The organism is Acetobacterium carbinolicum (genome assembly GCF_047456275.1).
Classification (GTDB): Bacteria; Bacillota; Clostridia; order Eubacteriales; family Eubacteriaceae; genus Acetobacterium; species Acetobacterium carbinolicum.
Genome location: NZ_CP173357.1, coordinates 1,712,484 through 1,724,846 on the forward strand (window position 1 = coordinate 1,712,484; position 12,363 = coordinate 1,724,846).

The 12,363-nt window shown below is 37.4% G+C and carries 12 protein-coding genes, 1 other RNA gene and 1 riboswitch; all 13 genes read left to right on the forward strand.

The annotated features are described in order from the left end of the window. Positions 1-11: 11 nt before the first annotated feature. On the forward strand, positions 12-2,144 hold the full coding sequence (rnr, locus tag ACIZ62_RS07890) for a ribonuclease R (RefSeq protein WP_111889679.1): 2,133 nt from the start codon (positions 12-14) through the stop codon (positions 2,142-2,144). 52 nt (positions 2,145-2,196) lie between these two features. Then, positions 2,197-2,655, forward strand: a complete 459-nt coding sequence (gene smpB, locus ACIZ62_RS07895) for an SsrA-binding protein SmpB (protein ID WP_111887223.1) — start codon at positions 2,197-2,199, stop codon at positions 2,653-2,655. Between the two features lie 10 nt (positions 2,656-2,665). Beyond that, positions 2,666-3,064, forward strand: a transfer-messenger RNA (tmRNA) gene (ssrA, locus tag ACIZ62_RS07900). 140 nt (positions 3,065-3,204) lie between these two features. Continuing rightward, positions 3,205-3,388, forward strand: a riboswitch (cobalamin riboswitch). Between the two features lie 180 nt (positions 3,389-3,568). Continuing rightward, entirely contained in the window at positions 3,569-4,519 is a 951-nt protein-coding gene (locus tag ACIZ62_RS07905) for a FecCD family ABC transporter permease (protein ID WP_111887108.1), read from the forward strand. Positions 4,520-4,533: 14 nt separating this feature from the next. Next, positions 4,534-5,262 carry an ABC transporter ATP-binding protein gene (locus ACIZ62_RS07910; RefSeq protein WP_162624406.1) on the forward strand — a complete coding sequence of 243 codons (729 nt, stop codon included), beginning with the start codon at positions 4,534-4,536 and terminating at the stop codon, positions 5,260-5,262. Between the two features lie 20 nt (positions 5,263-5,282). Further along, positions 5,283-6,227, forward strand: a complete 945-nt coding sequence (locus ACIZ62_RS07915) for an ABC transporter substrate-binding protein (RefSeq protein WP_111887106.1) — start codon at positions 5,283-5,285, stop codon at positions 6,225-6,227. A gap of 8 nt (positions 6,228-6,235) precedes the next feature. Then, positions 6,236-6,982 carry a nitrilase-related carbon-nitrogen hydrolase gene (locus tag ACIZ62_RS07920; RefSeq protein WP_111887105.1) on the forward strand — a complete coding sequence of 249 codons (747 nt, stop codon included), beginning with the start codon at positions 6,236-6,238 and terminating at the stop codon, positions 6,980-6,982. A 1,532-nt stretch (positions 6,983-8,514) separates the two neighbouring features. Further along, complete coding sequence (locus tag ACIZ62_RS07925) at positions 8,515-8,670, forward strand: hypothetical protein (protein ID WP_162624405.1); 156 nt, start codon at positions 8,515-8,517, stop codon at positions 8,668-8,670. A 370-nt stretch (positions 8,671-9,040) separates the two neighbouring features. After that, a complete protein-coding gene (gene eutJ / locus ACIZ62_RS07930) occupies positions 9,041-9,892 on the forward strand; it encodes an ethanolamine utilization protein EutJ (protein WP_322519778.1) in 852 nt (283 codons plus the stop codon). Further along, positions 9,882-10,184, forward strand: a complete 303-nt coding sequence (locus tag ACIZ62_RS07935) for a BMC domain-containing protein (protein WP_322519777.1) — start codon at positions 9,882-9,884, stop codon at positions 10,182-10,184. The genes eutJ and ACIZ62_RS07935 overlap by 11 nt, the downstream gene beginning before the upstream one ends. Beyond that, positions 10,185-10,472 carry a EutN/CcmL family microcompartment protein gene (locus tag ACIZ62_RS07940; RefSeq protein WP_322519776.1) on the forward strand — a complete coding sequence of 96 codons (288 nt, stop codon included), beginning with the start codon at positions 10,185-10,187 and terminating at the stop codon, positions 10,470-10,472. It begins immediately after the preceding gene. Then, the gene (locus tag ACIZ62_RS07945; RefSeq protein WP_111887101.1) at positions 10,465-11,802 is read left to right on the forward strand and encodes a 4Fe-4S dicluster domain-containing protein; all 1,338 of its coding nucleotides are present in this window, start codon (positions 10,465-10,467) and stop codon (positions 11,800-11,802) included. Before ACIZ62_RS07940 ends, ACIZ62_RS07945 begins: the two co-directional genes overlap by 8 nt. Continuing rightward, on the forward strand, positions 11,799-12,347 hold the full coding sequence (locus tag ACIZ62_RS07950) for a BMC domain-containing protein (protein WP_111887100.1): 549 nt from the start codon (positions 11,799-11,801) through the stop codon (positions 12,345-12,347). Before ACIZ62_RS07945 ends, ACIZ62_RS07950 begins: the two co-directional genes overlap by 4 nt. Positions 12,348-12,363 lie beyond the last annotated feature (16 nt).

Here is a 12,363-nt window from a genome sequence, read left to right on the forward strand (position 1 = left end):
TCGGAGAAAATATGAAAACCAAAGAATTAAAACGGATTGTTAGACGTTTAATGAATGACAAAAAATATCGGAATATGACCTTTGATCAATTGTCGGACTTTATCGGTCTTTCAAAAAAGAAGGATCGACAGATGCTGTCTCATGTCCTGAAAGAGCTTGAAATAAAAGCTAAAGTTGAAAAAGATAGTAACGGGTGCTATCAGAAAACCGATGATTGCCCCAAAATTGTAGGAGTCCTTCGCGGCAATCAGCGTGGTTTTGGTTTTGTTATTCCTGACTATACTATTTTTTCTGAAGATGTGTTTATTCCTGAAAAGTATCTCCATGGTGCTCTGGATATGGACACGGTCTGGGTGCGACTTACCTCCAAACCGGGGGATAAAAGACCAGAAGGGGAAGTGGTGGAAATCATTGACCGGGGTCATAAAAAAATTATTGGACGTTATGAAAAGGGCAAGGGCTTCGGTTTTGTAGTACCGGATAATGATCGCCTTTGTAAGGACATTTTTATTCCCGAACGCCGGGGTAAGAAGGCGATTAACGGTGATAAGGTGGTTGCCCAGATTGTCTCGTGGTCGGATGTGGGAAAAAATCCGGAAGGAGAAATCCTGGAAATTTTGGGAAATGAAGATGAACCGGGTATTGACATTCTTTCTGTATTGAAAGGATATGATATCCCCATGGATTTTACAACGGATGTGGAGCGGGAAACGAATCAGATAAATGACCGGATTGGCTCTGAAGAACTAAAAAAGCGAAAAGATCTCCGGGACGAGCAGATCTTTACCATTGATGGTGATGATGCCAAGGACTATGATGACGCGGTATCGATCCGGAAAAAGAAAAATGGTAACTTTGTACTAAGCGTTCATATTGCCGATGTCAGCCATTATGTCCGACAGGGCAGTGAGATTGATAAATCTGCATTGGATCGTGGTACCAGCGTCTATGTGGTCGATCGGGTGGTCCCGATGTTGCCTTTTAAACTTTCTAATGACGTCTGTAGTCTGGTGCCAAACAAGGACCGGCTAACCTTCAGTTGTGAAATGGAAATCGACAAAAACGGTCAGGTGGTGGATTATGATATTTTTAAATCAGTAATCTGTTCCAAAGCCCGGATGACTTATAAAAAAGTCGATGCCTTACTGGAAGATCGAATCGATAAGGCGGCTGATCTAAAACCGTTTCGATCGGATCTGGTCTTAATGGAGGAACTCCACGAAATTCTGCGTGTGAAACGCCGGCTAAATCGGGGCGCCATCAATTTTGACTTTCCTGAAGCCAAGATTATATTGGATAAACTCGGTTTTCCGGAGGAGGTCATCATTGATGAACGACTAATATCGCATCGTATTATTGAAGAGTTTATGCTGGTCTGTAATGAAACCATTGCTGAACATGTATCCAAACTGGATGCCCCTTTTATTTTTAGAAACCATCCCGAGCCGCATCCGGAAAAACTGGCAGCTTTTCGAACCTTTATCAATCGATATGGGTTTAAACTGGGAAAAAACGATGATCAGGTCCCATCGGGCCACGATTTCCAGCAACTGGTTACCAATATTGCCGGTAAAAATGAAGAGCGGGTCATCACCTTGCTGATGCTCCGAACCATGCAACAGGCTGTTTATGAGGGACACAATCTGGGCCATTATGCCCTGGGAGCAAGCTTCTATACTCACTTTACTTCACCGATAAGGCGCTACCCGGATTTGTTTGTCCATCGCTATTTAGCGAAGGCAATTGCCGGTAAAATTAACAAAAAGTCCCTGGATTATCTGGAAGCGAACATTGAATCTGTTGCTAAACAAGCCTCGGAAACAGAGCGTCGCTCCGAAAACATTGAACGGGAAATTACCAAGCTCAAGATGACCGAATATATGACGCGGCACCTGGAGGAAGAATTTACCGGTCGAATCAGTGGCGTTACCTCCTTTGGTTTTTTTGTTGAACTGGAAAATACCATCGAAGGGTTAGTCCGGCTCCAGGATCTAAAAGATGATTTCTACAACTATGACCCTGAACTCCATCAGCATATTGGAGAGCATCGGGGAAAAATATTCAGACTAGGCCAGGAAATCAGAATAAAAGTGGCAAAGGCCGACGTGAGTTCCAAACAAATCGATTTTGAACCTGTTGAATAATTAAGAAAACTATGCTATAATAAAAAACTAGCTAAGAACAGAGGAGTTGCACATGGGAGAAAATATTAAAATTGTGGCCAAAAATAGAAAAGCACGTCATGATTTTGCCATTGAAGATACCTATGAGGTGGGTCTGGTTTTGGCCGGGACGGAAGTGAAATCCATCCGGGGCGGAAAAGTCAGCCTGAAGGAAAGTTTTGCCGATATCTATAATGGCGAGATTTTCGTTTATCAGATGCATATTGATCCTTATGAGCAGGGGAATATTTATAATAAAGATCCTTTGCGCATTCGTAAGCTCCTGATGCATAAACAGCAGATTAGAAAACTGGTTGGGCTGAAGCAACGGGAAGGCTACACTCTGGTGCCACTGACGCTTTACTTTAAAGATGGTCGGGTTAAAATGGAACTGGCTTTGGCCAAAGGCAAGAAGCTTTATGACAAGCGACACGCCATTGCCGAGCGGGATTCTGACCGACGGATTCAAAAAAGTATGCGGCATAATGGCTAGTTAATTATTTGGGGGCGTACTGGTTTCGACGGGGGTTTTGAAGCTTGAGTAGCGAGTCGATGTTGCCAATCATCGTTAAAAATGGCGCATAAATATAAACGCAAAAACAGAAAAAAGTTACGGGTTAGCTTTAGCAGCGTAATACGCTCTAAAGTTTAATACTAAGACTTCGCAGCATAATTAATGCTGCACGCCTCCCATCTCAACCTGTGGTTTTGGCTTAAGGCGTTCATTGAAGCAGGGAACCGTTTTTGGTAGTGTCTCGCACCATTAACGATCAAGAGGCTGGTTCCTCTTTTTCTATGTCATTGGAGAAAGAGGGGAATGAGAAAATAAACAATGACTGCACTCGGAGAAGCTCCTGTGAATGGATTTTCGGACAGGGGTTCGACTCCCCTCGCCTCCACCAAATAAAAACTCAAATATTAATACAATTAAGGCCGCCTTGTGATGAGGTGGCTTTTGTATTTTTTGAAAGAAAGTTAAAATTAAAAAATAATGTTATTGACATATGTTGATAATACTTTACAATTATGTTATTATAAGAGTAATTAAATAATTGTAATAGGATAATCGTTTCTGAACGATTAATAAAAGGGGAAGTTAGGTGAAAATCCTACACGGTCTTGCCGCTGTAAAAGTTTAGTTTTTTCAATAAACCACTGGGAAACTGGGAAGGTGAAAAAATGGGAATGCTTGAGTCAGAATATCTGCCTATTATTGTATCACAAGTACTCTACAAGTAATGGAGATGATTTTATTGTATAACATATAAACTCTTAGTTTTTAGTAGAAACTAAGAGTTTTTTTGATAAATATCTATAAAGGTTGTTAATCGTTTAAAAATAAAGCTATTTTTGACATTAATAATAAATAAAAAAGCAGGAATGTGAATAATGGCAGGAAATATTTTATGAAAAGTAAATGGATTAATTTGATTCTTATAATTGGACTGATTGGACTTGGGCTATTTGCAATAAATGTTGGTAAAGTGAATCTAACGGAAATAGATTCTGAGATTGGGAAAACGATTTTTTATAAAATTCGTTTTCCCAGAGTGTTGGCGGCGATATTTGTGGGAAGCGCATTAGGGTCAAGTGGTGTAATTTTACAAGGCTTACTCCAAAATCCTTTAGCAGATTCCTATACCTTAGGAATTTCATCAGGAGCCGCCTTTGGAGCATGTTTGGCAATTTACGTTAATATTGCCTTTGGGGTGGCACTGCCAATTCAGATTTTGGCAATTGTCTTTAGTTATGTTGTAATTGCAATTGTGATGTGGTTATCACGAGTAAAAGGCACCTTGGATTCGGCTAATGTAATCTTAGCTGGAATTATTATTGGAAGCATTTTTTCAGCAGGAATTAGCTTATTAAAGAGTTTAGCAGATGAAGATGTTGTTGAAATGGTCTATTGGTTGATGGGAAATTTAGCATCAAAACCTATTGAAAAAGTATGTGTTGTTGCGGTTATTACTGCGATTGGATATTTTATAGCATCCCGGTATATGGAAGAATTAAATATTCTTACATTAGGAAGAGAAGAGGCCAAATCCGTTGGAATTGCTTATGATTTTGTATATCGTTTATTATTATTGACAGCTGTCACATTAACCGCATTTGCAGTATCATTGTGTGGCATTATTGGATTTGTTGGTTTGGTTGTACCACATTTATGTCGTATTTTTGTTGGCGCAGATAATCGTAAAGTATTGCCAATGAGTGCCCTTTTAGGGGCCTTGTTTTTATTATTAGCTGATACTATAACCCGAACTGTTTTGCAACATGAAATACCAGTTGGGGTATTAACGACCATGGTTGGAGGGCCGTTTTTTATTTATATTTTTATTATGAAAAAGAGGTAAGCAGGATGATAAATATGAAAAATATTTATGTGAGTTATGGTAAAAAGAAAATCCTAAATGATATCAGTATTGAGTTTCATCCTAATATTTTATATGGGATTATTGGACCAAACGGGGTTGGGAAATCGACGTTACTTAATGTTATTTCAAGAGATATTCCAATGAATTCTGGGGAAGTGCTACTCAAGGGAAAACAACTAGGTGATTATTCTCAAAAAGAAATGGCGAAAGAATTATCATATATGAGACAAAGTACAATTGTAAAGTTTCCGTATACTCTAAAAGAATTGGTGTCAATGGGCCGCTATGCTCATGATAGTATGAGTCGTGAAGATAATGACATAATTATTAATACACGGATTAAAGAAAATGATTTAAGTGAGTATTGCGATAAACCGTTAACACAATTAAGTGGTGGTGAAGTACAACGTGCGTTTTTTACCAAAGTATTAGCCCAAGAAAGTAATGCGATTTTAGTGGATGAAGGATTATCAAATGCTGATATTTTTTATAAGGTGAGATTTTTCAAACAATTGCGTTCGGAAGTTGAGAAAGGTAAATTAGTGATCATGGTTATTCATGATTTATCCTTAGCACGAAAATATTGTGATGAATTAATTATATTAAACCATGATGGAATTTATGATTGTGGTAAAAGTGAAGAGGTATTAACCAGTCAAACATTATACGATGTTTTTAAAGTCAAAGGTGATTTTTTTAATCATTCTTTGGTCTTAGAATAGTAAAAAAAGGGGAGAAGAAAATGAAACGATTTAAAGCAATAGTGGCATTATTTTGTGTGTTATTAACAGGACTAATGGGGTTGACAGGGTGTTCAACGACAGAAGCGGTTCAAACAACAGGGGATTCAGAAATAAGATTTATTGATGATAGTGGTGTAGAAATTTCTTTGAGTGAGCCAGCAAAAAAAGTTGTATCACTTTATTCAGCACATACTGAAAATCTTTTTTCAATGGGTCTAGATAGTGAAATTATCGGGGTAGGAACCAGCGATAATTATCCTGAAGCAGTTTTAGAAAAAGAGCAATTTAGTTATAAAGATGATCCGGAATTGTTAATTGCAGCTGATCCAGATGTTGTAATCGCACGAACAATGATTGTTGAACGTTATCCAGATTATGTAAAAGCGATTGAAGATGCAGGGATACCTGTTATTAATTTATATTGTAGCAAGTTCGATGATTTTGATAATTATATAACGCGATTAGCAATGATTGTTGGAAAAGATGCGGAAGGAGAAGCGTTATTAGAGAACTTCCATTCTCAAATTGATGAAATACAAAAAAAAGGAGAAGGAATTGATCCTAGAAAAACAGCTTATTTTGAAAGTATTGGTGATAAATTTAAAACGGTAACGCAAGATTCCTTTGCTGGAAAAGCCTTAACTATAATTGGGTTAAATAACATTGCGCAAGATATCGAAAGTGATGGTAGTGCAACAGTTGTTGAATTTGGCGAAGAAAATTTATTATCAAAGAGTAATGAAATTGATGTCTATATTGCACAAGAAGGAACAATGAACAAGTTGATATCAGTTGAAACAATTGAGGCAAGACCAGGATTTTCTCAAATTAAAGCAGTTATAGAGGGCGAATTATATATTATTGATGAAAAACTTATTTCAAGTGCAACCTTAAGATATTTAGATGGATTAAAAGAATTACAAAACAAAATTTATGGGGTGTAAGTTGTTTAATGAAAAAAGATCTTAAAATAGGGGTATCATCGCTTATTCCATCGGAAGAAGATCTTGGCTATAATTATGAGATTATAGCCAATGCAATAAAAAAAAATCCAACCTTAGATTTAGTGTGTTTTAGTGAATTGTTTTTATGTAGCAAAATGAGTATGATTAATACGATAGAAAAAGAAGAAAAGCTGATAAGGTATACGAATGAGATAAAAGAATTAGCAAAAATCTATAATACAGCCGTTAGTTATGGATTAATTATAAAAAAAGAAGAACAATATTATATTGGACAAAGGGTAGCGCTTCCAAATGGAGTAGACTATCTTTACTGTAAGGTTCATCTAGGAAAAAATGAACGAAAAATATTTTCTGCAGGGAATAAAATTGATGTTTTTAAATTCAAAGAGTATACCTTTGGAATTCAGATTTGCTTGGATACACATATTATGGATATGAGTATCATGCAGAAGGAACAAGGAGCGGAAATTATTATTGCTCCTTTTAAAACACCCTATGATTCACAAAAAAGAGCAAAGAATTGGTCAAAGTATATGTTAGCAAGAGCTTATGAATGTAATTTTTGTATGATTTGTTCGAATTATTATGGGGGCATTCAAATTGTTAATGGTAATGGCATTTGTGTGAAAGAAAATTTGAAAAACAATTCATTTTTAGTTTATACAGTATCTCAAGAAAATGATTTCAATAAAAAGATCGATTACTTTTCTTATCGTAAACCAGAATTATATTAAAATTTAATATACCTAGTAAGAAAAAATGGTAGAAGTTATTGAAAAAAAAGTCAAAGTTGCTTTATTCTTTCAGAAAACCACTTTTTTAGATGCCGATAATTTCTAATTTAATTGGCACCTTGAACTGGTACGGATTGCCTCCACTAAAAAAGAATTAGACGAACACTTAGCAAAGGCCGTTTTACCGTCATTGTTGGTATAGTTGTAAGCTATACTGACTTGATTATCATCAACCGAACATTGTTTTCTTGATTACTGTAATCCAGATTTGCGAGGCTGTTTGTTGCTACTAACCTATTCTGTCCAGAAACTGATGGCATATGTTGTCCCCAAATTGTTGGACATGGTGTCAAAAATAATCGACAGTGTTTTAACGGAGAAAGAACTTAGCAGATTGCTCTTGCTCAGTTTATTTTTTAGATGGAATCCTTTAAAGCGATACCTCATCGGCAATACTCAACAATGTTTCACTCGGCCATTCTAGGACAACTCGGATTGAATGATCAGTTTCACCATGTGATCATCAATCAAACGTTTTTCCTGCTGGTCACCGAAAATCAGGCATTGGGTACAAAACTTGTCGACTAGTCGGGCCAGACCGCCGCTGAACTTCCCGGCGCAACAGGATCGCCTGCTCCAGAACCGTTTGGGGGATGGATCCCTGTGATCTCGATGCAGTCAATCGCTTGCTGGCCCAGGACAATGAGGAAATTGCGGCGTTGGAAAAAGAAATCAATGCCCAACTTAAGATTCTGGGGGTGGTAGTTTAGGGCGGTGAATTTCTTTTCGCTGCCAAGCACACTTAACTTGACGAAAGTGGTGGAAGTGGGGACAAAATACGGAATCGGAAACATCAAATAAACCATGAGGTGATGCTAATGAAAACAGAACGGTTCATTTATAATTTGAATTATCCGATCTATGAAAAAGAAAGTTGTGAAATTGAGGTGCGCGCTCTTTTTCAGTTCGATTTGAAAGAAAAAGTCTTTTTGCAAATAGAAAAGTGCATCCTTGCATGGTCGAGTACTTAGTGAAATCACTGAAAAGCAAAAGGATCTTTATGAGGCCCTGGGGGTTGATCCGCCATCGTTATAAATTTCGGGAATCCAGGATTTATTGTATTTTCGTTTTATCGTTAATTTCTAGTGGAAAATATTCTTATCTTTCGGCGCTGAAGACGCTATCGCTAAAACGACATTAGATGGAATCGCCTTATCGGGTATCATTTGGATGGGAAACAAAAAATCATGCACAAGAGCAATTAGATAAAATATTTGCTAAAGCTAAAAAATGCAGCAGAAACCAATAAAGCCAGGGTGGTTTATAATTTTAAAATAAATTAAATAAAGCAGGTTGACATTATTAAATTTATTTGAGATAATAAATCAATAATTTAATAGTACAAATGCAACGAAGTATTTGTATAAAAGCGACGGAGCTTCCATATGATTAGCCAGTAAAAGGGTAATGATATGGAAGTTTTTGCTTTTTATTGTAAAAGTTACAAAATATGAATTCAAGAGGAGAATGAAATGAGAAGTTTATTGGAAAACAAAGATATCAAAATATCATTTGATGTACCTGATGGTTATTTTATGGCACTTGAGTTTAAACAAGATATTTTTGATTGCGAAACATATAATTATAAACGTGCCGAAGAAATCTACGAAGAATTAAAAACAGCCTGAATTACCTCGTGTTTTACCACAGCTGAACTGCAGTTTACGCGGTTTCCATTGAAGTAATAATTGCACACAGGTTAAAGTGAGATGGAAAAATAGTTAATTAAAAATAAAGCAGGTTGACATTATTAAATAAATTTGAGATAATGAATTTACAATTTAATAGTACAAATGCAACGGAGTATTTGTATAAAAGCGACGAAGCTTCCATGTGATTATCCAGTAAAAGGGGTAATGACATGGAAGTTTTTTGTTTTTTATTGTAAAGGGTTGCAAAACATACGAAAATGAAACATAAAATGTGCAATAAATAGTTTTTCAAGACTTTGAAAAAGTTAGGATGAGTCTTGTGGATAAGAAATGAGGGCGAAAGGAAATGGATTTATTTAAAGAATCAGACAAGATTACATTCGATTTTATAAATATACTTAGCCATTCAATCACACCTAAAAATAAAGAGCGATTGATGATAGGGGTTGATCTCGGAACCGCTTATATTGTCATCTGTGTATTGGATGAGAATAAGAACCCAATTGCTGGTGCGTATCGATTTGCGCAAGTGGTTAAAGATGGTTTGCTTGTTGATTATATGGGAGCATTAAAAATTGTTAAACAATTGAAAATAGAAATTGAAGATAAAATCGGCTGTGAATTAAAAGATGCAGCGGTGGCAATACCTCCGGGTACAACAATTAACGATACAAAGTATATTAAAAATGTTGTCGAAGGAGCAGGGTTTGATGTGATCAATGTTGTTGATGAACCGACTGCAGCCAATGCCGTTCTTGGTATCAAGAATGGTGTTGTTGTGGATATCGGCGGCGGAACAACCGGCCTGGCTATTATAGAAGAAGGAAAAATTGTAGCAGTTGCTGATGAGGCAACCGGAGGAACGCAATGCACATTAGTGATTGCTGGAGCTTATAAAATTTCATTTGATGAAGCAGAAATTGTAAAACAGGATCCGGATAAACAAGAAGAAATTTCCGGATTGCTAAGACCGGTGGCCCAGAAAATAGCTTCAATTATCAAAAAGCATATTAATGAATATAGTATTGATGGAATATATCTGGTAGGGGGAACAAGCTGTCTTTTAAATATTGAAAAGGTCATCGAAAAGGATCTAAACATTAAAACATACAAACCGAAAAACCCGCATTTTGTAACGCCAATTGGTATTGCCATGAATTGTGTGCCGGCTAAAGGATGTAAAAAATATGGATATTGAAATAATTAAATCGCCTTCTGACGGGGTGATTAAAATGATGAGAAGTCGTTTGTTTTCAAAAGATTTCCTGGAGAGTGAGAAATTTGATACCGTTGGATTAGTACAGGGAAAACTCGTGGAAATGTTTGTGGCAACTGATATTGCTGAAAAAACAGCAGCTGTCGATGTTGTTGAGATAAAAGGTATATGTCCCCAGCATTTTACCATGATTGCTGTACTGGGTGATATTGCATCAGTAAAGGAAGCCCTGAATAATATCGCTAAAGAGTTTAAAGAGAGGGTGTCGCAGTAAATGAAGATTGGACGGGTTATAGACAGTATCTGGTGCACAAGAAAAGAAGATGAGTTAAGGGGATTAAAACTCCTGAGAGTGAAACTATTGAACCGCGAAAAAGAATCTGAAAATGGTGAGATTATCGTTGCTACGGATTTAATCGGAGCCGGAATCGGCGAACTGGTATTACTCACGAATGGAAGTGCGGCAAGAAGGTCAGAAGGATTAGAAAACGCACCGGTTGACTGCATCATTATCGGTATTATCGATGAAAAAAATGAAGATGAGGGGGATATGCATGAATAGTGAATTTACAAACAGAATCATGGAAGCAGGTGTTGTCGGGGCCGGAGGTGCTGGTTTTCCAACATATGTGAAATTGGCAGCAAAAGCCGAATATATAATCGTTAATGCCGCAGAGTGCGAACCCTTGATACGGGTTGATCAGGAATTATTGCTTCACCATACCAACGATATATTAGAAGGTTTAACCGGTATTATCCAGGAAACCGGGGCTAAAAAGGGTTATGTTGCAATTAAAGCGAAACATACAGAAGTAATCGATTGTTTAAAAGAACAATTGAAGGATTCGGAAAATATTGAGCTTTTCCTGCTTGAAGATTTTTATCCGGCGGGTGATGAACAAATAACCGTCTATGAAGTTTTGAAAAGAGTGGTACCAAAAGGTGGAATTCCTTTGAATGTTGGCTGCATCGTATGTAATGTGGAAACGATTTTAAATGTGTACAATGCTGCCAGGGGAAAAACGGTGACGACCACTTATGTAACGATTACCGGCGATGTAAAAACCCCCGCAACCTTTTGCCTTCCAATTGGTATGAGTTATAAAGAAGCCTTGGCGTTATGCGGAATAGAAACCTTGACTGGAAAAGTTGGTATTGACGGCGGTCCAATGATGGGAAAGATAATCTTCGATTTTGAATTGCCAATTACGAAAACCACAAAGGCAATTATACTCTTAGATCAGAATTCTTCATTGATTGAAAATAAAACAAAAGGGAATGAGCAGGTATTAAAACAATCAAAGATTGCCTGCATACAATGCCAAAAGTGTACTGACCTATGTCCCCGGGATTTACTTGGTCATAATGTCAAACCCCATTTAGTCATGCGCATTGCAAACTATGGTTTATCAGATTTTTTAGGCATGAAAACAGCATTGGGCTGTTCCGAGTGTGGAGCCTGTGAATTATATGCCTGTCCAAACGGATTGTCGCCGAGAAAAGTCAATATTATGATTAAAAAGGAGTTAATCGCGGCTGGGATAAGCATTGATAAAGGCGGAGAACAAAAATCCATATCGGAAATGATAGAGTACCGGAAAATACCGGTTAAACGACTCATCGAAAGACTTGGGTTAAAAGAATATGATCGGTGTGCACCATTAAAAAGTTTTGCGTACAATGTGAAAAAAGTTGTAATTCCCCTTAAACAGCATATCGGAACATTGGCTAAACCAGTGGTGGAAAAAGAGATGATGGTCGATGAAGGGATGCTTATTGGCGAAATAGAAAACGGAAAAATGGGTGCGTGTATTCATGCCAGTATTTCAGGAATGATTACAGAAGTTTCCAATGAATCCATTACAATTGAAGCACGAGAGGATAGGATATGATAAATACAATTGGTTTTATCGAACTTAACAGTATTGCAAAAGGCATTGAAGTAGCAGATCATATGCTCAAAGTTGCCAATGTGCAGCTGATGTTTTCAACAGCAACTTGTCCGGGGAAATATATTACCTTAATATATGGCGACGTCGGCTCAGTGGAGAATTCAATAGAAGCAGCAAAGCTTTTAGGCGGCGAGTTTATTATTGATGATTTGATGATTCCAAACGTCGATGAGCAAATTTTCCCGGCCATTACCGGTTCCAGTAATGTTGAGAAAATAGGCGCGATCGGTGTGATTGAAAGTATGGCAATGGCCTCATTGATTGTGGCAGCAGACACCTGTGTGAAAGCATCAGGCGTGCAGCTGGTTGAATTAAGGCTGGGTTCCGGCATCGGCGGTAAATCCTATTTGGTCATGACCGGAGATGTTTCAGAGGTCGATGCCTCCATAGAATCCGGGGTTGCAGTGATCAAAGAAAGTGGGAATATCGTCTATTATACGGTCATACCATCGCCGCATAAGGACTTCAAAAATACTTTATTATAAATGAAAGAAAGAGAAG